Source organism: Flavobacterium columnare NBRC 100251 = ATCC 23463, from assembly GCF_002530675.1.
GTDB classification, from domain to species: Bacteria; Bacteroidota; Bacteroidia; order Flavobacteriales; family Flavobacteriaceae; genus Flavobacterium; species Flavobacterium columnare.
The window spans coordinates 1-22,945 of sequence record NZ_PCMX01000018.1; the positions used below are offsets into that span (position 1 = coordinate 1).

A 22,945-nucleotide genomic window follows, 5' to 3' on the forward strand; every position below is an offset into this window, starting at 1 on the left:
AACACGCGCATCAATGGATTATTTATCCCCAAAATATGGGGACACATCTATCAATTGATGAAGTAGCTTTGTCTCAGGGGAAACTTTACACTATTGTAACCAACAAAAAATTCAAAGGTAAAAAAAGTTCCTTAGTAGCTATTATTGCTGAAACAAAGGATGATCAAGTCATAGAACTTATCCGTAAAATTGATCCTGAAAAAAGAAATTGTGTCAAAGAAACAACATTAGATATGGCCAATACTATGAAATTGATAGCTAAAAAATGTTTTCCAAAAGCAATACAAGTAACCGATAGATTCCATATCCAAAAACGAGCCTTAGAAGCCTTACAAGAAATCAGAATCAAATACCGATGAAAAGCTACAGATATGGAAAATCAAGCCATAATAAAAGCAAAATCAGAAAACAAAACACATATTCCACAAATTTTACCCAATGGTGATTCCCCAAAGCAATTATTAGCTAGACACAGGTATTTACTCTATAAATCTCGCCAAAAATGGACGATAAACCAACAAGAAAGAGCTGAAATTCTATTTGAACTATATCCAGAGATAAAAACAGCATACCATTTATCTCAACAATTAAGAAATATCTACAACACCAATAACGATAAAAATGTTACAATGTTAAAATTAGCCCATTGGTATAGAACAGTAGAAGAATCAGGATTTAAAAACTTCAACATTGTTCTAAATACAACAACACTCAATTATCAATCAATACTAAACTACTTTGATAATAGAAGTACTAATGCAGCTGCTGAATCTTTTAATGCTAAAATAAAAGCCTTTAGAAGTCACTTTAGAGGGGTAAGAAAGATAGATTTCTTCTTATTCAGATTATTTAATCTTTTTGCATAATCCCCAACTTTTGTTCTTGATTTAAGAAAAACACATTTCTTTTTTTGATATTTTGCCATCGAAGTAAAAAAAAGCTCGTAAAAATAGGATTTACGAGCTTTTTTTAAACAGTTCTAATCGTGGAGTCGCCGAGAATCGAACTCGGGTCCAAACAAGCAATCAAAGAGCTTTCTACATGCTTAGTTTTCACTTAATTTTTCGACTAAAAGCAAGGTTGAAAACGACCACTTTTAGCTTAGCTTTATTCGTGTCAAAAAGGATTCAAAGCTTTACCTTTTCTAGGTTTATTTTTACGGTTCTCCTTTTTCAACCGCCACAAACCAAGGCTTTTGAGGAGAATCTAGCTTTCCTACCTTGTAGGAACTAGGCAAATCGTACTATAATTCGGATTAAGCAGCTAAAGCGTAATTATTTTCGCCGTGTAATATTCGTATAGCAGATATTTACGAGCCTACCATACTTGGCTCGACATGCTTACTAATCAATTCCACTCGCTGTCAAAACCAGTCGACCCCAATTAGTATGGCAAAGGTAAGAACTTTTTATAAAATACAAAGATGATTCCGTAAAATAAATTATTCTACCAACTCATCCCCTTTTTTGTGTATATGAAAAGGATAATCTCCAAATAGCCCTGTTGCCAATTTCATATAATAGGCCTTACGTGTATACTTATTGGATAAAGCAATCAGGGTTACTTTTTCTTTCTTTAATGTGATGTAAGCAGAAGTATTTCCATGCCACCACCCATTGTGATAAAACATTTGTTTACCATCCTTCCATTCTAAGAGTCGAATTCCTAAACCATAGTTTCGAACTCCTCTGGCTTCATAACTATACCCTTTATAGACCTCCGCTAGTAGCTTTTTGTTTAAAAAATCGGAGTTGTATGTTGCCATATCAAACTTTAGCAAATCGCGAGGCGTAGAATATATATTTTTATCACCATAAATATCATCTAAATGGTTTAAAGGATATTTTATATAATTTCCTTTATAGGAACAACTGGCTGTATCAGCATGCTCATTTAAATCAAAAACATAGGTGTTTTTCATTCCTAATGGCTCGAAAATCATTTTACTCATAGCTGTTCGATAGTTCATTTTAGATATCTTTTCTATAATTAATGCAAGTAATGCGTAATTGGTATTACAGTAACTAAATCGAGCATCGGGTTTAAACTCTAAACCTATATTCCCGTTTTTCATAACAGATATTAAGTCACTATTATGCAATACTTTACCTCTTTCCCAAACTCCTTTATCTTCTATAAAGTAACTATAATTTCTTAAGCCACTTCTGTGATTTAGCAACATTCGAACCGTTATATCTTCGTAAGGAAAACCGTCTAAAATAGTTTTTACTTTTTCATCGAGTTTTAACATATTAGAATCTATCAACAATAATATTGCTGTAGCTGTTAAAACTTTACTAACAGATGCAATATGAAGAGGCGTATGGGCTGTTACGGGTACATCCTTTTCAAAATTACCCATCCCACTATACTTCTCATATAGAATTTTTCCGTTTTTAGCTACTAAAATACCCCCTGAAAAGTCATTGCTAAAAAACTCTTTATTGTATAGATAATCCATACTATCTTGGACTTTTTTCAGTTCTTTTGAATCAATGACTGGTAATTCTTCTTGATAAGGTTTCATAGTATAAATTTTACCGATTTTATACTCCTCTTTGGCTTTTACTTTAGCTTTTTTATCTGTACAAGCAGACAAAACAAACAAAACAACTATACTGTGTACTAATACTCTAACTAACTTCATAATTAAATTCTGAAATAACATTCTTTTTTAAGGATTATTACTTCTTATAAGGTTCTCCTATTAATCTCACCCAAAATGGGCGACAAATATAACCAAACCTCTATACTTTTCATAAAAACATCTCTTTTTTAAAATTGTATAATGCTTTTTAAACGTTATATTTGCAACAATATTAAACTCTTTCGTTACAAAACCACCCTTTTAAAACTACTAAACACATGAAATTTGGCATTATCAAAGAGAGAAAAAACCCACCTGATAGGCGTGTTGTTTTTTCTCCACAAGAATTATTAAAGGTCAAAGAATTTTTCCCAGAAGCAAACTTTAAAGTTGAAACTTCTGATATTCGTATCTTTAAAGATGAGGAATACAGCAATTTAGGCATTTCAATAGATACGGACTTAACAGATTGCGATGTTCTAATAGGTGTAAAAGAAGTACCTGTTGAGGCTTTGATTCCCAATAAGACTTACTTCTTTTTTTCGCACACTATAAAAAAACAACCTTACAACCGTAAATTATTAATAGCTTGTTTAGAAAAAAACATCCGACTGATTGATCACGAAACAATAGTGGATGCTAACAACAAGCGTTTGATTGGATTTGGTCGCTATGCTGGAATAGTAGGTGCTTATAATGGCATTAGGGCTTTTGGTCTAAAATACGATTTATTCAACATTGCAAAAGCAGAAACTCTAAAAGACCAACAAGAGCTAATCGACCGTCTAAAAAGAATTACTCTTCCTCCCATAAAAGTAGTCCTAAGTGGGCATGGAAAAGTAGGATTAGGAGCAAAAGAAATGCTAGATGGCATGAAAATGAAACAAGTTAGCATTGAAGATTTCTTAAACAAATCATACGATCGCGCTGTTTATACTCATATTGATTTAGAGGACTACAATAGCCGAAAAGACGAAAAACCTTTTGATAAAAAAGATTTCTACGCTCATCCTGAGAAATACCAATCCAACTTTGAACGTTTTACCAAAGTTGCTGATGTTTTTATGGCAGGCCATTTTTACGGCAACAACGCCCCTTATATCCTCACAAGGGAAATGCTAGCCGCACCTGACAACAAAATAAAAGTGGTTGCTGACATATCTTGTGATGTAAACGGTCCTATAGCTTGCACGCTTAGAGCTTCTACAATTGCAGAACCTATTTACGGCTATTTACCTAATGAGCATCGCGAAACTCATTTTGAAGATCCACGAGCTATAGCTGTAATGGCTGTTGACAACCTCCCTTGCGAACTCCCTAAAGATGCAAGTGAAGGATTTGGGAGAACTTTCTTAGAATCTGTCATCCCTTCATTCTATAACAATGATGCTGACCAAATATTAGAAAGAGCTACTGTTTGTCAAAACGGAAAACTAACCCCTAAATTTGAATATCTTCAAAATTATGTAGAGGGGAAAGAATAAAAAACGAATAACACTAAAATATCCTACAAGCTAAAAAAGCAGATCAGAAAAGGATAGCTTTCCTATATAATTCCATAAAAAAGAGTGTCCAACATTTTATGGTCACTCTTTTTTACTACTACTATTTACCGGTCAAACCTTTTTTAATCCAAAACAACTTCCCCTGATTTACGATAAAGATATTGTCCATAAATATGTCTTTTAGCAAATCTATTAGGAGATTCTGCATTAATCATTTTGATATAAACATTTTTAGGCACCCCAATATATTCATAGGTTATTCCGTTAAGATACGTTACAAACAAAACTTGCTTTTCAAGATAAAAATCAGCTATAGGAGAATTTAGAATCATTTCTTCATACTCAGGAAGATTTTTATCACGTGTTTCATTAGCAATACTCACTAAAAAATGATACGCATTAATAATATCTTTACTCTTTTCTTCTGCTAAGGTACGTCCTACATCATCATTTGCAAATTTATCGGGATGCGATTCTTTCATCGCATTTCGATAAATAGTTTTTAATTCTTTTAAGGTAACATTTTTATCTACTTCCAACAATTTGCGATACTCTACTACTCTTCTCATATTTTTATAATAAAAAAAGTCATTCGTTCCTAAATGACTTACTTAGTAACAAGAACAGGATTCGAACCTGTATCCGCTGAAACGGATATAAACCTAGGTTTTTATAATTCAGACACTAATCCTTTTACCCCCTTTATTCCTTCATTTCTTCTGATTCAAAATATTTTAAACTTAAAAAACAGATACGTTCTTTTAATCAGAATCTCCACTTCTATTCAAGCCACTTTCCTCTATTTAATTTTAAAGCAAAAGACTCTAACACCTCTTCTTCTTTTTCAAAAACAGAATCTTATTTAGCATTAGAAATTTTTAAATCAAAACGAATCGCAAAGATACAGAAAAACTTCAGCTAGTATTAACACTCCAATAGCTAAACCTTTTTATTCAAACAAAAAAACAAGGAAAAAAACCTATTAAAACCAATTCTACTATAGAGCAAGATATCCTATCCGTTTTTTTTCTTAGAGTTTGATCCTATTCAATCAATTTAAATTATTTTTATCCCATCAACTTAAAAACATAAATAAATGAACCCTTATGAACCTGCTAAAGAATTTCACATTTCAAAAAAACTACGTTTTATAGAAAACCTTCACATTGTTTTTTGGTTGATAAAAGATATGTGTTGGTGTTTAGAATTTAAAACATTAGGCATAACAATGGCCGTTCCCACTATCTGTATCAGCATTTATTTTATTTTTAAAAACAAAGCTGATATTTCTGAATTATACCACAACATGGCCGTGTTCCTCTGGATTATTGCTAACACTTGGTGGATGTCATCCGAGTTTTTTAAGTTTGATGAAAACACACTAATATTAGGTTTAAAAGGACGTTCTCTTGCTGCTTTTCCTTTTGGATCAGGCATTCTATTATTACTTATTTTTTACATCTCCATCTACCCTAAACAAATACAGACGAATAAAAACCACTAATTCAGAGTTAATTCCTAATGTATCAAACACTCTTTTTTTTAGACTTGATCCAACTTTCGAACCTGATTCTAGGGTTATTCCTTTTTAGACTAATCAATTTATATGTTTAATTTAGCAATCCTACAGGCTTTTGACTTGATCCAAATAAAAGCCTTTAGAAGTCACTTTAGAGGGGTAAGAAAGATAATTTCTTCTTATTCAGATTATCCAATCTTTTTGCATAATCCCCAACTTTTGTTCTTGATCCCCTAATTTATCAAATCCACAGGTTTTAGACTTGATCCTAGATTTTTAAGAAATCCTTGTAGAATAGATAAGTATAAAGCATAAAAAAAGAGAACCAATTATTTTGATTCTCTTCTTAGTAGCGGGAACAGGACTCGAACCTGTGACCTTCGGGTTATGAGCCCGACGAGCTGCCTACTGCTCTATCCCGCGCTATTTCGAGTGCAAATATATAACGTTTATTGATATCTACAAGCACTTTTAGCTTTTTTAATTTATTTTATTTTCAAAAAACTACAAATCAACACTTTAAACTTAACACATCCGAAATAAACTCGTCTATTTGCTCAAAAGTAACATTGGGCATGCAAATAATATGAGAATATCCTTTTTCAGTAGCTAGTTGCCATTTTGCACAAACCTCCACGGAGGGGGAAGGAAACACAACCGTAATAGCATTAGGATTACGCCAAGCCTTTACACCTATTTCGTTCAATTTTTGCTCAGTATAAGCTGCCACTTGCAAACTATGTTGTGTCCGTAAAGCAAAACCTTCAAGACCTAATTTTTTAATGGCATACCATAAAAACAAAGGACTATGCCCATTCCTAGATCCTGTAATCGTAGCATCTGAAGAACCTATATAGGCAATTTTTTTAGCTATTCTATCACGATTTTCTTTTTTTACCACTACTACTCCTGAAGGCATAGGCGAACCAATAAATTTATGCCCACTTACGGATATACTATCACATCCATCTACAAAATCAAAAGCAGGACGAGGCTCTACGAAAGGAGCAAATCCACCTGCTAGAGCAGCATCAGCGTGAACATAATGTTTTTCAATTGCCATATCTGCAACAATTTGTTTGATCGTTGGGATATGATCTTTAGCTTCTGTCATAGTTGTCCCAATATTTGCTACTACTACAACAGGACGATGTCTATTATAACGAATGGCTTCTTTTAGATCTTTATAGTCCATCTCTCCATTTTCTTGTGAACGAACAATGACATACTCCATATTAAGAAGCGTTACATTTTTTTGAATACTATAATGAGTATCCTCAGAGAAATAAACCATAGCATTAGGATACAATTCCCTGGCAACATACAAACCGTATAAATTGCCTTCTGACCCTCCATTTGTAACATACCCCCAGACATTCTCAGGATTGGCTCTAAAAAGTTCTGCAAAAAAACGAACGACTTCTCGCTCCATTTCGCGTGAATCTACTTGATAGGTTGATTTTACAAATGGATCGCCTAAATTGTTCATTGGAAATTGCAAAAAAGGGAGTAGTTCAGAATAATCAAAATCTTTAGAGACTGGATATCCTAAAAAATATTTTGTACGGTCTTCTACTTGTGATAATAATTGTTGTAATTGCTGAGAGACTTCTAAATCGGGATTACTCATTGTGTTTGTTTTTTCAACAAAAATAACATTATCAGAATATTATATTACAAACAAACCTATATTTAGAAATTAAATCTATTTTAACCTTATTAAACAAAAATAAATTCTAAACAACAAACACTTCAACAAACGAAATCTTAATAAATTTCGACTCTCCAAAACAGGAAACCCAAACGAATCTTATTATTTAGATTCATTTGGGCTTTAACCTGTTTTGTGTTTTATTGAAGTACTATTGCCTTAATTCTTTTTGAAGAAAGAGGCTTGTCCGAAAAGGTTGTAACCTTGTCATTTCACCCTTTTCAGACACCTTCTTCGTTTTATAATTACTCTATTTTTATTTCAGTGCTTTATATAAAATCTCTACTGGATGCTGCGCTTGCCTACCAGTTCCATCTGCAATTTGATGACGACAGCTTGTTCCTGATGCCGAAATAATTGTTTCTTTTGATTCTTGGCGAATCGTTGGAAACAAAACCAATTCTCCGATATTCATTGAGATTTCGTAATGTTCTTTTTCATATCCAAATGAACCTGCCATACCACAGCAGCCACTTGGTATATTTAAAACTGTATAATTTTTAGGTAATGACAATATTTGTTTCAAGGGTACTAAGGAAGATAAGGCTTTTTGAAAACAGTGTCCGTGCATACGTACACGTTCTTCTTTATCTGTAAAATGATCAGAAGTTATTTTTCCTTTTTCTATTTCTTGTGCTAAAAACTCTTCTATTAAAAAAGTTTTTTTAGCAATTTGTTTTGCTTTATTTTTTAAATCATTTCGACACAAATCGGGATATTCGTCTCTAAAGGTTAAGATAGCAGATGGTTCTATTCCTACTAAAACAGCCTCTTTAGGCAGCAAATCATATACTTTTTCTACATTTTTTTCGGCTATTTCACGGGCAATTTTTACCATTCCTTTCGATAAATAGGTTCTACCGCTGATTCCTATTGATGGAACGATAACTTTATAACCTAATTTATTTAATAATTTAACAGCTGTTTGCCCAATAGTTACATCAAAATAATTTAAAAATTCATCACTATATAGATAAACTTCTCCGTTTTCAAAAGTTCCTTCTTGATTAAATTTAGCTATCCATTTTTCAAAGGTTATTTTATACATTTCAGGAAGGGAGCGTTCTGTAGCAAATCCTGTTGTTTTCTTTACTAGGGTTCCTAAAAATCCTTTGGTTGACAAATTATACAAAAAGGGTACTTGAGCAAACATTTTGTTTACTCGTGGCGTATGACCTATTAATTTAGAACGAAATTTTATTCCATTTTTATCATGATACTGTTGCAGGGCTTCTGCTTTTAACTTAGCCATATCTACATTTGAAGGACATTCTGATTTACATCCTTTACAACTCAAACATAAGTCTAAAACATCTATTATTTCTTCGTGATCAAATGGATTTATTTTTTTAGAATGTGTGATGGTTTCTCGTAAAATATTAGCTCTTGCTCTTGTGGTATGTTTTTCGTTACGAGTGGCCATATAACTAGGACACATGGTTCCTCCGCTTTTTTCGGTTTTACGACAATCTCCAGAACCGTTACACATTTCTGCGGAACGCACAAATCCATTTAACTCTGAAAAGTCAAAATATGTTTCTGGCATTGGTGTTACTTGTCCTACTTGGTAACGCAACGAAGTATCCATGGGAGGTGTATTAACAATTTTACCTGGATTGAAAACTCCCCAAGGATCCCAGGTATTTTTTACTTGAATAAACATTTGATAAATATCTTCACCTAACATGAATGGAATAAATTCGCCTCGTAACCGTCCATCTCCATGCTCTCCACTTAATGAACCTTTGTATTTTTTTACCAAATATGCAATATCTGTTGCTATCGTTCGGAACATATTTGTTCCTTCTTGTGTCTTCAGATCTATAATAGGACGCAAATGCAATTCGCCCGTAGCGGCATGCGCATAATGTACGCAAAATAGATTCCTGCTTTCTAAAATTTTGTTGAATTCTTCAATAAAATCAGGCAAATCTTCTACAGCTACTGCCGTATCTTCTATCACGGCTACGGCTTTAGCATCTCCTGGAATATTAGACAAAAGTCCTAAACCTGCTTTACGAAGATTCCATACTTTATTTGTATCTTCTCCATAAACAATTGGAAAATGATAACCTAAGCCTGCTGCTCGCATCTGCTCTTCCATTTTTTGAGCTGTTTCCTGAATTTCTTCTACTGTATCACGAAGAAATTCTACTACTAAAATAGCTTTAGGATCGCCTTGAACAAAGAAACGATTTTTACTTTGTTCTATATTTTCTTTGGTACAGTCTAGAATATAATGGTCGATTAACTCTACACTATCTGGATTGTATTCTAATGCAATTAAATTAGCCTTTAAAGAAGCATTGATACTATCGCAGTGCACACACACCAAACCCGCTTTAGGTTTTAAGGCATCCACTAAGTTTAACTTGATTTCTGTAGCAAAAAATAGAGTTCCTTCCGAACCTGCAATGAGTTTACAGAAATTAAATTTTTCTTGAAAGTTTCCAAAAGGTGCTGTATCAGCTAATAAATCTAAAGCATATCCTGTATTACGCCTTGGAATTGTTTTTTTGGGATAATTGGCATTAAACAATTCTTGGTTTACGGGGTTAGATAGTATTTCTTTGGCTTGCAAATAAATTTTTTGTTCTAATTCACTTACAACATTTATACCTTGACACTTAGCTTCAAACTCTTCATTGGTTAATTCTCCAAAAGTAACCTCATTCCCATCTGCTAAATATCCTTTGATTTCTAATAAATGTTCACGAGTAGAACCATAGACGACTGAACGAGCACCACAAGCGTTATTCCCTACCATTCCTCCAATCATACAACGATTACTGGTGGATGTCTCGGGTCCAAAAAATAAACCGTATTTTTTTAGATCTAAATTAAGTTCATCTCGAATGACTCCTGGTTGTACCCAGGCTGATTTTTCTTCTTTGTTGACACTTAAAATAGATGTAAATTTTTGGGATATATCTACCACAATACCTTGCCCAACGACTTGACCTGCTAAGGAAGTTCCTGCAGCGCGTGGTATAACACTTAGTTTATTTGTACGAGCAAAATCTATTATTTTCTTTATATCTTCTTTTGATTCTGGCACCGCAACAGCCATAGGCATTTCACGGTATGCACTAGCATCTGTGGCATACAGTGTACGCATGGTTGTATCATGGTATAACTTTCCTTGTAATGATTGTTCTAAAACATCTAATTTCATGCTCACTTTTTAATTCTTTTTAAACAGAAATTTTTAATTTCTTTTGATACGTTATGTTTTTAATGATTAATACAAGATTCTATATCATATTGTATTGGGTATCATTTTTAATTGTTTTTCTAAATCTGGATCATAAAAACTATCTACATCTGTAATTACGTACCCTATTTGTTCATTTGTTTTTAAATATTGTCCTAAAATGTTGCAATTTGCATTGGAAAATATTGTATTAATTTGTGCCAATATCCCTTTGACGTTTTCGTGTATGTGCATTACTCGATGGGCATTATCAAATTCAGGTAATTGAATTTCGGGCAAATTAACGCTTCCAAAAGTAGTTCCTGTATTGATATACTGTATTATTTTTCTTGACACATAATTTCCTATATCGTGTTGGGCTTCTTCTGTACTACCTCCTATATGTGGTGTTAGTATGACATTATCTCTTCCACGCAGGGCGGAGAGGAATACCTCATCATTATTTTTAGGTTCATAAGGAAAAACATCTATAGCTGCCCCTCTTATCTTACCACTATCTAAATTAACAATTAGTGCATCCATATCTACTATATGTCCGCGGGACAAATTTAAGAATACTACTCCATTTTTCATCGCACTAAATGCGTTTGCATCCATCAGTTGTTCATTATTTTCTCTTCCATCAACATGCAAAGACACCACATCTGCCACTGCCAACAGTTCTTGTAACGATGCGCATTTTTTAGCATTTCCTAAAGCTAGTTTATCTACCACATCATAAAAGTAGACTTGCATTCCTAGGGCTTCAGCTAAAATAGAAAGTTGAGATCCAATACTACCATATCCAACAATTCCTAATTTTTTCCCTCTAATTTCTACACTACCATTAGCCGACTTATCCCAAATTCCTTGGTGCATTTTTTGACTTTTTTCAAAAGTAGCACGCATTAGCATGATCATTTCTCCTATTGCTAGTTCTACGACTGAACGTGTATTACTATAAGGGGCATTAAAAACAGCTATTCCTTTTTGACTACAAACTTGTAGGTTTACTTGATTGGTTCCTATACAAAAAGTACCAATTGCATGCAGTTTATGGGCGTTTTCTAAAACACGTGCTGATACGGTTGTCTTAGAACGAATTCCGAGTATGGATACCTCCTTAATCTGTTCACACAACTCCTCTTCTGATAGTGATCCTTTTAAACTGGTAACTTGATACCCTTCGCGTTCGAATTGAGCAACTGCGTCTGGGTGAATGTTTTCTAATAGTAAGACTTGTATTCTATTCTTAGGATAAGAAACGGACGCTTTTACGGACAAATCGTATAAGATCTCATCTAAAGAGGGAGCTACTTTTTCTGCTAAATCTAATACTACTTGACGTTTTATATTTTCGGTAAAAGCATAAAATTTAGATACTACTCCGTATTGTAGTGTTTCGTAATCGGTATAGCCATCACCTATCATGATTACTTCTCCTTCTAACTTTAAGGATTGAATTTTTAATGCTTTTCCTTTATTTTCACACAGTTCTTCTTTTTCATCAAATCCTACTATATTTCCTTGATGATCAAAAACGAAGGTATTTGCTAATACATTTTCGGGTTTTATTCCAAACTCTTGGACAATAGGTACTATTATTTCTTTGAATCCGTTTGATATAACGTACACTTCTTCGCTGTGTAGTTTAAAGAAGTTTTTATTTTGAATAACAGATGTGGAAATTTTATCTTTTAATTTTTTTATTAATTCTTCTAGATGATCTCGATGTGCTTGTAATAAATGAATTCGTTTTGATAACGATTCTTTTAAGGTAATACGTCCTTCCATTCCTTGATTGGTTATTTCTTGAATGGTTTTTAGAACTGTTTCGGCTATAGGTGTTTCTCCATGAATAATAGTACACAATTCATCGAGTGCTTCTACTTGTATAAAAGTACTATCGAAATCGAAAATAAAGATTTTGCGTTGTGCCATAACAGATTTAGTGTATTTTAATAATTTGAAAACTAAATTAATAAAAGAATTTACTTGGCTACAGAAACGATCTGAATTAATTCATCTAAATGTTTTAATTCGTACTTTTTCAAGATTTGAGGGTCTATATCTAAGTATTTTAAGATTTGTTTATTTGCTGTATCCTTTTTATTGGATAACCGAACGCCTTTATTTTTTCTTTTGTCTTTTATGATGAATTGCTTAAAATCTAATGCAATATAAAATTTTTGATTTTCATATACTATTTTTCTAAATACAGACCAATCGGGTCTTAATTCTTGTGCACTTTGTATCGTTTCAAAAATTTCAAAAACATCTTTATTAACTACATCAAAAGCAATGTAGGCATTGGATTCGTAATGATTTTCTATAATTACTTTTTCATCATATTTTCCATGAATAACATAGGGTTTCAAATCCGTATCTAATGGTTTAAAGTAAATGTGTTGTTTACCAGTCTTAAAACTAGGGTCATCATTAAATCCTTTTACTAGATCAAAAGTCCCTATTCCCACAATATCTTCATGTCTACACAAGAAATATTCAGAACTTTTGTCAATATATTTCACTTCTTCATTTTGTTCTGAATCGGTCAAAACAGGGGAATAGTTCCTATTGATAAAATGTCCCAAATGATAATTCTGTTGAAAAGCCTTTGTCGCTAAAAATTGCATTATTACTTCTTTTGGCAGTGTGTCATATACATAATTCACACCGTTTCGAACGACTAATCGATCGATTTGCAAAGCTTCTGAAATCCTGAAGAAATCAGGATGTCCATAGGGAGCGGTATCTTCTATTGTGCAATAAGAAGCAATTAAATTGCGATCTAAATCAAATAGGATGTATTTAATATAATTTAGTTGATAATTTTTACATTTTAGACTTTCTTGTTTCTGTTCAAAAAAACCAACTTTTTCTCCGTGAACGAGTAAGTCATTTGCTACGATTTTAAATTCTTTAGTACTTATGTTTTCTTCAATTGGTTTCGTTTCAACGGGTTCTAACTTTAATCTTTCTTCATCTATTGTAAAAAGACGTTCTAAATCAAGTCCTTTTTGATTCAATACATGGTACTGACATAGCATCTTGATAAATTCTCTGGAACGACTAAAGGATTCTTCTAAAACTTTTAATCTTTTTACATCTGAGTAGTTAGGGCTAATCAATTCAAATTGAATTTCATTTATTTCTTTACAACCTCTACAAGGTATCATTTTCGCATGAAGCATCAAATTATTATTCAGATCATATAGATCATATTTGAAGCGATTGGATATTACTTTTAGCTGAAGAACTGGAACGCCATCTATAGTTACTTTTTCGTTTTTTATTTGAATAGTTTGCGCGCCTGCTGTTAGAGAAATGAGCAATAAGAAAATTTTTTTAATCATGCTAGTTTCTTTTAATTTTTTGTTTTAAAACAAAAAGAGTTCTCTTATTTTCACAAGAGAACTCTGTATTATTTTTTATATAAAAACTTATTTTGCTTCATTTTGAAGTTTCACGTCTGTACTTTCAAAAATTTTATCTGCTGAAGCAGCTATAAATCCTGAATAAAGCTCTCCATTAGCCATTGGATAACGCAACGCAAATTCATAATAGCAAGAAGGTATTTCTTTAGCTCCTTCATCAAAGTTTACTGTATATAAATCAGCTAATGTGCTTGATTGTTCTAATAGTTCAGCAGGAGTTCCCTTAATTTCACCACCAGAAGTATTTAATTTCCAACCATTGTCTTTTAAAAATTGGTTTAAAGACTGTAATGTCGGAAATTGGGTTAAGGCATTCACATTAATTGTAAAGTGATTAGCTCGGAAACCATAAATATACATCCACGCTGCATACTCTGACTCTTCCAATAAATTGGAATAGATTGCGTTAGAAGAATTATTCCATACAGCGCCACTTAAAATTAAATCTTCTTTTTGAAATACTGATTGGTCACAAGCATCTAAAGTTTCTTTTACTGTTTTTTGTAATGATTCTGAACATTTAGCTAATTCTAATTGTGAAATAAAAACGCGTGGCGCGCTTTTATCTGTAGCGTGTTCATAATGTTTTGCAAATAATTTTTTAGATTCAAAAACATATTCGCCTTTTGGCTCATAACCTGCTTTTAAAAAAGGTTTTTCTAAAACCGAAATATCGACACGTTTATCATCGTATGTACGAATAGCAATATGGTCATTTCCTATTATTTCTCCTTCAGCAGCTAATAATGCGTGAATTTTTTGAGCAGATGGAGTAATAGCGATGTATTGCTCCCATAATTTTGACAATAATTGATCTTTATCCATGGTGTTGTTTTCTTTTAATGTGACACAAAATTAGTATATTTATAAGTATATTTACAACATCTAAGTAAATTTATTAAAATTTGACTTTTATAGACTCTTAATTGTGTTAATTTAACATTTTAAAAACAATATAAAATAGGCAAAAAGATCAATATTATTTTTTTACTTATTTTCTCATTAATACCAAACTTTAAAAAGAATAAAAATGTCACAGGGGTTAAATAAAATAATAGATTATATCAACAAAAAAATAATTGAAAAGCTAAGTTTAGATGGTCGTTTTGCCTATTCTGAATTGGCTAAGGAATTAAACATTTCTAATTCATTAGTTCACCAACGAATCAAGAAAATGCAAGAAGCAGGTATTATCAAAGGTTTTTCTATTAAGCTTGATGCAAAAGCTATGGGCTACGAAACTATTACCTATACAGGAATTGCTACTAAAGAAGCTCGTTATTCTTATTCTATTGCTGAAAGACTAAAAGAGATTCCAGAAGTTGTAGAATGTCATTTTGTGTCTGGCAAATATGCTTTATTTTTAAAAATTGTAGCTACTAACAATGAAGAGTTTAGGAAAATTTTATACGAAAAAATTCATATTATTGAGGGTGTTGGAAGTACTGATTCATTCATTTCTTTTGGCTCTGCATTTGAAAAAGAGATCCCTATACTTTAAGCTTATCCTTTCTATTTTTGTATATCTGTTCATCGAATTTTAAAAATTAAATAGGTAAATTCCTTTTATCTATTAGTGTTATTTTACTAGAATCCTAAAATTACTCAAACCTACTTTAATAAGTAGGTTTTACAAATAAAAAAGAACATCATATTCACTATACAACGCGTATAATTATCAAATCCAAATTACGCATTAGAGAATTTTAAAAAAAATATTGATTACCAATACTTTATTTTTTTAAGAACTAGAATTGATAAAAATTAAAAATTTTTATTTCAATGAGTTGTAAAAATTAGTTTTTCTAATGCGTAATCTGGGGTAAAAAATACTTACTGACTCAATAATGAAATGCTCCATTCAAAATTCAATAAATTTAAAATAAACTTCTTGTTTGAGTAAATAAAGTTTTTATTTCTCCTTATTTTTTCGACGTTTTTGTGATCATAATAATTATTTTAGTATTCCCATGAAAAATAGTCTTTCATAAGACTACTGAAAATCTAGTTCTACTAGTCGTTTGGCAATATAACAACCAAAAACACTCTGTCAAATATTTTTTTGTAAATTTGAATCATCAAACCATTTGGAAACATGAAGGCTAAATACATCAATCCGTTTACCGACTTTGGATTTAAAAAAATATTTGGGGAAGAAGCCAGCAAAAATTTGCTCATAGACTTCCTTAATACACTATTGCCTCAACACGACCAAATTAAAGAACTTTCTTTTAAAAACACCGAGCAACTCGGAATTACCGACCTCGACAGAAAAGCCATATACGACATCTATTGCCAAAATGAAAAAGGCGAAAAATTTATCGTAGAACTACAAAAAGCAAAACAAAATTTCTTTAAAGAACGAACCATTTATTACGCCACTTTTCCTATTAGAGAACAAGCCGAAAAAGGAGAATGGAACTATCACCTCAAATCCGTTTACTGCATAGGTATTTTAGATTTTACTTTTGACGATTACGAATCTGAACCCGAAAAAAGCGAAGTCGTACACACCATTAAACTAAAAAACCAAAATGGAAAGGTTTTTTATGATAAACTGACCTATATTTATTTGGAAATGCCCAACTTTAAAAAACAGGAAACTGACTTAAACTCCCGTTTAGACAAGTGGTTGTATTTTATTAAAAACCTAGAAGACTTCCAAAATATACCTACCATTTTCAAAGATGAGGTTTTTACTCAAGCCTTTGAAAAAGCCGAATTGGCTAATTTTGGACAATGGGAATTAGATAAATACGAAAGTAGTTTAAAAGTGTACAGAGACCTAAAAAGTATTATTGACACGGCTTTTGACGACGGTAAAGAAGAAGGAAAGATTCAAGGAAAAATTGAAGAAAAAATTGAAATTGCTAAGCAAGCAAAAACGATGGGGCTTTCAATTCCTGATATAATAAAGCTAACTGGACTATCCGAAAAAGAAATCAACGAGCTATAAAAGTGTACCCAAATGGTATCTAACTTTTTGGGGGCAATGCAATCCTCTGGCACACATTTTTATTACAGGAGACATTACTCTTCTTCTTATTATAAAATTTAAAATTATTTTATCTGTAAATTTTTCAATGTATAATTGTGGTTAAAACCTTTTATTTTATTTCTCTTATTTTTATTTTTTTTGAGGCCATGCCAATCATTTTAATATTTTTACAAAATAGCGTTTGATCCCCCCTTCTAAGGTTTTTGTTGACAAACGTCTACTTTATTACATTTCAGCTTAATTGAAATTTGATTTTGTACTTACAAACTACTATCTTTAATAAGAACAAAAAGCTAACGGGTTCTGCCATCATCACTAAGACGACAGAACATTGATAAAGATTTAACCGTATTTTTTCACCTTAAACAAAAAAAATGAAAAGAATATTAATACCATTGTTTGCCCTAATAATAATCGTTTGTATCGTTAATCGTTTGTATCAGGCTAATCATTGTACTTCTCCAACTAATTATTATGTATCGCCAAGTGGTAATGATGCCAATCCTGGAACGATAGATTTCCCTTGGAAAACGATTCAACATAGTTTAAATAATATGCGCGCTAATAGCACCTTAAATGTTGATAGTGGCGTTTACAATGAAAAAATTCAAATTCCAGTTAATAATATTACGATTAAAAACCAAACTTCTACCCTTCCTATTATTGATGCAACGGGTATTGCCAATAAAAATTCTATCATCTCTATTTTAAACAAAAACGCTATTACAATAGATGGTTTAGAATTAAGAAATAACATCCAAAATGATGCCCAAGGTATTTTAATAGAAGGCTTGTGTAATGAAATAACTATCAAAAATTGTATAATTCATGATATTCATTTTTCTTCCAATCCAAGTGCTCCTGTAAACGCATCAACTAATGCACAAGGAATTATTGTTTATGGTACCAATCCTACTAAAGCAATACGTAATTTAGTAATAGAAAACAATCAATTATTCAATTGTAGACTTGGGTATAGCGAGGGAATTGCAATTAATGGTAATGTTGATAATTTTAAGGTTATGAATAATACTATTCACGATTTAACGAATATTGGGATTGACGTAATTGGGTATGAAGGCACGTGCCCTTTTCCTAAGAATGATCAAGCAAGAAATGGTTTGGTAAAAAATAATACCATTTATAATTGCGTTTCGTCTTCTGCTACATCTGGTGGAATTTATATAGATGGCGGCAAAAAAATTACCGTTGAAAATAACGAATCACATCATAATGGATATGGGATTGAAATTGGTTGTGAAAATATTGGTAAAACTACTGATGGAATTGTAATTCGTAATAATATATTTCATAATAATCAAGTTTGTGCAATTGCATTAGGAGGTTTTGATTATCCAAATGGATCCGGTAAGGTTACTAATTCTATCATTATAAATAACACTTGTTTTTCAAACGATTTTACCAGTTCTGGCAACGGAGAATTGTACTTATCTTATAGTGAAAACTCTATCATAAAAAATAACATTTTTCACACAAATTCAAACAGTAATTTAGTTTATGCTGAATTAAATCAACCTAATTTAAATTTTAATGATAATATTTTTTATTGTCCTGACGGGATTAATAATCTGTATGCTAATTGGAACGGCTCAAGTTATACTGGCTATTTTTCATTTATTATAGGGACTTCCTCTAATTTAAATTCTAAGTTTGCTAATCCAAGCTTTACTTCAACAGATATTAGTCCTCCGTGCTTTAATTTATTATCGAATTCATTAAGCAATTAATGTCAAAATAATTTTGAAAATTTTATAAACAGAAATACTGTTATTCATCATGGTACAGACAAATTTAACACAACTTAGTGGATCAAACTTATAAGACCGTAAGACATATTAAAATAGGCTCTCACCAGAAAAGTTATAATTTCCTTTCAAAGGGTAATTAAACCCAGATTACACATTAGAAGTTTATTACATATAAAAATGACTTTGAATCTGAGGCCGTCCAAAAGTGCACTGCCCCCAAAAAGTTAGATACTATTTGGGGGTATTTTTATGGAAAGAAAAGTCAAGTATGATTATGAGTTCAACTTTTAGAACACCTTCATCCTCAATATAGCAAGACTATAGCTGTGGGACAAATTTTTAGTACCTTTTTACTTTCTTTGCCCTTTCATTTTTACCACAAAGACTAACACATAATCTGGGGTACATTGGGTTGGTGTTCTTATTTAAGACTCTAAACGTTTAACTATTAATAAAAATATTGTTATAACACAGGGTATTGAATTGTACCTCCATTTATTATCAGGAATAAAATTTAGGGGAGGCTATAAAACATTAACATTTATTTATAAAACAATCGCCTTATATTTAGGCGATTATTTTTTTATTTTGGAATCAATTACGTTTACTATACACGAGGCAATCCAAGATCTTCCTGTTACATGGAATACGATTGCGAAGGACAATGTTTTTTTACAAACACCTTATCTATCTGTTTTAGAAGAGTCTTCGCCTGTTAATATGCAGTGTTTTTACATAGCTATTTACGAAAAGGATCAACAGATAGGTGTTGCCTTAGCTCAATATATTCAATCACAACAATTATCTTCATTTGGTGATCGAGATAAGTGTCTTAGAGTTTACACAAGAAATTTTTTGCTTCGCCATTTTGCTTCTAATGTGCTATTTATTGGTAATAATATGATTACGGGACAAAATGGGTATGCGTTTAGCAAAAAGATGAATTTTTCTACTATTAGTCAAATTTTACAAGAATGTGCAAATCATTTGATCTTATATTTTAAAAAACAAAATATCAATATACACATCGTTACTTTTAAAGATTTTTATGACGATTGTAGCAATGAGTTAAAAAAATATTATTTTAAGAATATTTTTGAATTTAACATTCAGCCTAACATGATTTTTGAGTTAAATCCAGAGTGGAAAACAAAAGAAGATTATATAGCTGTTTTATCAAAAAAATACCGAGATCAATACAAACGTTCACATAAAAAGTTTGAAGGTATTGTTGCCCACGAATTATCATTAGAAGAAATTAAAATACATGAAGAAAGAATATATGCTCTTTATCATCATGTAGCTAAAAACGCTCCTTTTAACACATTTTTCTTGTCAAAACATCACTTTTATACTTTCAAAAAACAATGTGGTGATGGTTTTAAACTAACGGGGTATTTTTTGAATGATAATTTAATTGGTTTTCACACCTTACTTTTAAATGGTGAGTTACTGGAAACCTATTTTTTGGGATATGATGAATCTGTTCAAAAAGAAAATATGTTGTATTTAAATATGCTGTACAACATGACTGAATTTGGTATTAGAAATCAGTTTAAGAAGATTATTTTTGGCAGAACAGCTTTGGAGATCAAAAGTTCTATAGGAGCAAAACCGGTTGTAATGTCTGGTTTTATTTATCATAGAAATACGATTATCAATCGTTTTATTCATAAAATATTTGCTCGTTTAGAACCTCAAATTTCATGGCAACAACGCCATCCTTTTAAGTAGTTAACAGTAAGCAATATTTCCGTTATAAAAACAGTCTATTGCTTACTGAAAATTAAAGAACTACCCTTCTAGTTCTATTTGTATATTTTCCCAATCTATCATTAGTTTATCTAGTTCTTTTTTCTTGTTTTCATAAGCAGCAAAAAAAGAAGTGTCTTTCGATAATTTTTCGTAGTTTTCGGCTAATGCAAGATCCTCTTTTTGTATTTTTTTTTCTAATTCTTGAATTTGGCTTTCTATTTTCGACAGTTTATTTTGTAACGCTTTTTTTGCTTTTTGCTCTTCGTAGCTCAGATTTTTAGTTTGGGTATTGAAACTTGAATCGGGTTTGATTTCATCTTTTTTCTCGACTTCACGGAAATTATCTACGTTGCGTTGTTCTAAAAAGAAATTGATATCGCCTAAATACTCTTTAATTTTTTGATCTTTGAACTCATACACGGTATTGGCCATTCCTTGTAAAAAATCACGATCGTGAGAAACTAACAACAATGTTCCTTCAAACTTTTGTAAAGCTGCTTTTAACACGTTTTTAGACTTAATATCTAAATGATTGGTGGGTTCGTCCATCACTAACACATTAAAAGGCTGTAGCAATAGCTTACACAATGCTAAGCGATTTCTTTCTCCCCCTGAAAGTATTTTTACTTTTTTTTCTACATCATCACCCCGAAATAAAAAAGCACCTAGCATGTCGCGTACCTTGGAACGATTCGAGTCTGTAGCAGCATCAATCATTGTATCTAAAAGAGTTTTTTCACCGTCTAAGTACTCTGCTTGATTTTGGGCAAAATAGCCTAATTGTACATTATGTCCTAATTTAATGATTCCTTCATAAGGGAATTCATTGACAATTGCTTTTATAAAAGTGGATTTTCCTTGTCCATTTTGTCCAACAAAAGCAATCTTACTTCCGCGTTCTATATTTAAAGAAATATCTTTTAGAATTGTTTTTTCGCCGTATGCTTTTGTAACCTTATCTGCTTCTACAACTACACGGCCAGGAACTACCGAAATAGGGAATGAAATACTCATAACAGAATTATCATCTTCATCTACTTCAATAACCTCCATTTTATCCAACTTTTTGATAAGAGATTGAGCCATGGATGCTTTAGTGGCTTTGGCACGGAATTTTTCAATTAATTTTTCTGTTTCTTCTACTTTTTTGAGTTGGTTTTTTTGGGTTTGCAACTGTTTTTCACGAATTTCTTCTCTAAGTTCTAAATACTGTGTATATGGCTTATTATAATCGTATATTTTTCCTAGTGAAATTTCTATGGTTCTATTGGTTACATTATCTAAAAACATTTTATCATGCGATACAATAACTACTACTCCTGGAAAAGTTTTTAGAAAATTTTCTAACCAGATAATGCTTTCTATATCCAAGTGATTAGTAGGTTCGTCTAATAATAAAATATCATTCGTTTGCAATAATAATTTAGCCAATTCGATACGCATACGCCAACCTCCAGAAAAGGTATCTGTTTGGCTATTAAAATCTTCTCTTTTAAAACCAAGTCCTAATAAAACTCTTTCTGCTTGGCCTACATAGCTGTATCCTCCTAGTATTTCATAGCGGTGTTGTAAATCGCTTAATTTTTCTATTAGCTCTACATACAATTCACTTTCATAATCAGTACGAGTAATTAATTCTTGATTAATTCTATCTATTTCAAATTCTGTTCTTTTAATATCTTCAAAAGCCATATAGGCTTCTTCAAGTACCGTTCTTCCTTTCACAAAATCAATATCTTGGCGCAAGAAACCTATTTGTACGTCTTTTTCTGTTGCTATATCTCCAGAATCAGGTTTAAAATCCCCTGAAAGAATTTTTAACAGAGTAGACTTTCCTGCTCCATTTTTTCCTACTAATCCAACGCGATCCCCCGCGCCTAGTCTAAAAGTTACTTCTTCAAACAAAAAAGTTCCTCCAAAAGAAATTGATAAATTGTGAATATTTAGCATAAAATGTTAATTAAATTATATATTCAAAAGCGTAAAAAAAACTACCTTTGATAAAAAAATTTTTGCAAATGTTAAAAAAAGGATTGAAAATCAATAGCATTTTAACAGGAAGTTGTCCTAAATGTCAACAAGAAAGCATGTATAAATCAAGCAACCTGTTTAACCCAAAGTATACAATAAAAATGAATGAACATTGTTCACACTGTGGATTGCAGTACTCAATGGAACCTTCATTTTTTTATGGTTCCATGTATGTTAGTTACGCTCTAGGTGTTGCATTTGGCGTAGCTGCATTTATCATTTGTTACGTATTTATAAAAACGAGTCTAAAAACAGCTTTTATAGGCATTAGTTTAACTCTTATTCTTTTTATGCCTATTATTATGAGGCTTTCTAGGAACATCTGGATTAGTTTCTTTGTTTCTTATGATAAAAATTGGCAATTAAATTCCAAAAAGTAATCATTTATGAAGCTGTCCAAAAAGACCACAATTTAGCATTGAAATGATAAACTAAATATT

The 22,945-nt window shown here is 31.7% G+C and carries 15 protein-coding genes, 1 tRNA gene, 1 other RNA gene and 1 pseudogene; 8 read left to right on the top strand and 10 right to left on the bottom strand.

Annotated elements, in window-relative coordinates:
• Nucleotides 1-35: 35 nt before the first annotated feature.
• Nucleotides 36-866 (top strand): annotated as a pseudogene (locus tag B0A78_RS02915) (ISAon1 family transposase).
• 117 nt (nucleotides 867-983) lie between these two features.
• Here B0A78_RS02915 and ssrA read toward each other — a convergent pair.
• Together ssrA and B0A78_RS02925 are read right to left on the bottom strand one after the other, a co-directional pair.
• Nucleotides 984-1,381: a transfer-messenger RNA gene (gene ssrA, locus B0A78_RS02920) on the bottom strand.
• A gap of 60 nt (nucleotides 1,382-1,441) precedes the next feature.
• Nucleotides 1,442-2,647 carry a serine hydrolase domain-containing protein gene (locus tag B0A78_RS02925; protein WP_014166355.1) on the bottom strand — a complete coding sequence of 402 codons (1,206 nt, stop codon included), beginning with the start codon at nucleotides 2,645-2,647 and terminating at the stop codon, nucleotides 1,442-1,444.
• A gap of 218 nt (nucleotides 2,648-2,865) precedes the next feature.
• On the opposite strand from B0A78_RS02925, the gene B0A78_RS02930 reads away from it, so the two are divergent.
• Nucleotides 2,866-4,071: an NAD(P)-dependent oxidoreductase gene (locus tag B0A78_RS02930; RefSeq protein WP_014166356.1), complete on the top strand. Its 1,206-nt coding sequence runs from the start codon at nucleotides 2,866-2,868 to the stop codon at nucleotides 4,069-4,071.
• Nucleotides 4,072-4,214: 143 nt separating this feature from the next.
• Here B0A78_RS02930 and B0A78_RS02935 read toward each other — a convergent pair whose 3' ends face one another.
• Nucleotides 4,215-4,661 carry a KTSC domain-containing protein gene (locus B0A78_RS02935; protein ID WP_014166357.1) on the bottom strand — a complete coding sequence of 149 codons (447 nt, stop codon included), beginning with the start codon at nucleotides 4,659-4,661 and terminating at the stop codon, nucleotides 4,215-4,217.
• Nucleotides 4,662-5,188: 527 nt separating this feature from the next.
• Here B0A78_RS02935 and B0A78_RS02945 point away from each other — a divergent pair.
• Nucleotides 5,189-5,596, top strand: coding sequence for a hypothetical protein (locus B0A78_RS02945; protein WP_014166358.1), 408 nt, complete (start codon nucleotides 5,189-5,191; stop codon nucleotides 5,594-5,596).
• A gap of 365 nt (nucleotides 5,597-5,961) precedes the next feature.
• On the opposite strand, the gene B0A78_RS02950 is transcribed toward B0A78_RS02945, so the two are convergent.
• The 6 genes from B0A78_RS02950 to B0A78_RS02975 all read right to left on the bottom strand — a co-directional run bounded on the left by B0A78_RS02950 (nucleotide 5,962) and on the right by B0A78_RS02975 (nucleotide 14,777).
• A tRNA-Met gene (locus B0A78_RS02950) sits at nucleotides 5,962-6,034 on the bottom strand.
• Nucleotides 6,035-6,122: 88 nt separating this feature from the next.
• Entirely contained in the window at nucleotides 6,123-7,241 is a 1,119-nt protein-coding gene (locus B0A78_RS02955; RefSeq protein WP_065213047.1) for a histidine decarboxylase, read from the bottom strand.
• A gap of 337 nt (nucleotides 7,242-7,578) precedes the next feature.
• The gene (locus B0A78_RS02960) at nucleotides 7,579-10,497 is read right to left on the bottom strand and encodes an FAD-binding and (Fe-S)-binding domain-containing protein (protein WP_014166373.1); all 2,919 of its coding nucleotides are present in this window, start codon (nucleotides 10,495-10,497) and stop codon (nucleotides 7,579-7,581) included.
• Between the two features lie 84 nt (nucleotides 10,498-10,581).
• On the bottom strand, nucleotides 10,582-12,456 hold the full coding sequence (gene serA / locus B0A78_RS02965) for a phosphoglycerate dehydrogenase (RefSeq protein ID WP_097609341.1): 1,875 nt from the start codon (nucleotides 12,454-12,456) through the stop codon (nucleotides 10,582-10,584).
• Between the two features lie 50 nt (nucleotides 12,457-12,506).
• The gene (locus B0A78_RS02970; protein ID WP_065213045.1) at nucleotides 12,507-13,871 is read right to left on the bottom strand and encodes a hypothetical protein; all 1,365 of its coding nucleotides are present in this window, start codon (nucleotides 13,869-13,871) and stop codon (nucleotides 12,507-12,509) included.
• An 87-nt stretch (nucleotides 13,872-13,958) separates the two neighbouring features.
• Nucleotides 13,959-14,777, bottom strand: coding sequence for a DUF1338 domain-containing protein (locus B0A78_RS02975; protein ID WP_077225589.1), 819 nt, complete (start codon nucleotides 14,775-14,777; stop codon nucleotides 13,959-13,961).
• Between the two features lie 205 nt (nucleotides 14,778-14,982).
• On the opposite strand from B0A78_RS02975, the gene B0A78_RS02980 reads away from it, so the two are divergent.
• From B0A78_RS02980 to B0A78_RS02995, 4 genes are all read left to right on the top strand, one after another.
• Complete coding sequence (locus B0A78_RS02980; RefSeq protein WP_014166377.1) at nucleotides 14,983-15,453, top strand: Lrp/AsnC family transcriptional regulator; 471 nt, start codon at nucleotides 14,983-14,985, stop codon at nucleotides 15,451-15,453.
• A gap of 594 nt (nucleotides 15,454-16,047) precedes the next feature.
• On the top strand, nucleotides 16,048-16,908 hold the full coding sequence (locus B0A78_RS02985) for an Rpn family recombination-promoting nuclease/putative transposase (RefSeq protein WP_097609342.1): 861 nt from the start codon (nucleotides 16,048-16,050) through the stop codon (nucleotides 16,906-16,908).
• Nucleotides 16,909-17,324: 416 nt separating this feature from the next.
• Nucleotides 17,325-18,698, top strand: a complete 1,374-nt coding sequence (locus B0A78_RS02990; protein ID WP_014166379.1) for a right-handed parallel beta-helix repeat-containing protein — start codon at nucleotides 17,325-17,327, stop codon at nucleotides 18,696-18,698.
• Nucleotides 18,699-19,307: 609 nt separating this feature from the next.
• Complete coding sequence (locus B0A78_RS02995; RefSeq protein WP_198424914.1) at nucleotides 19,308-20,453, top strand: 8-amino-7-oxononanoate synthase; 1,146 nt, start codon at nucleotides 19,308-19,310, stop codon at nucleotides 20,451-20,453.
• 60 nt (nucleotides 20,454-20,513) lie between these two features.
• On the opposite strand, the gene B0A78_RS03000 is transcribed toward B0A78_RS02995, so the two are convergent.
• The gene (locus tag B0A78_RS03000) at nucleotides 20,514-22,424 is read right to left on the bottom strand and encodes an ABC-F family ATP-binding cassette domain-containing protein (RefSeq protein WP_065213043.1); all 1,911 of its coding nucleotides are present in this window, start codon (nucleotides 22,422-22,424) and stop codon (nucleotides 20,514-20,516) included.
• A 68-nt stretch (nucleotides 22,425-22,492) separates the two neighbouring features.
• Between B0A78_RS03000 and B0A78_RS03005 the strand changes: the two genes are divergently transcribed.
• Nucleotides 22,493-22,885: a DUF983 domain-containing protein gene (locus B0A78_RS03005; RefSeq protein WP_014166382.1), complete on the top strand. Its 393-nt coding sequence runs from the start codon at nucleotides 22,493-22,495 to the stop codon at nucleotides 22,883-22,885.
• Nucleotides 22,886-22,945: the final 60 nt, after the last annotated feature.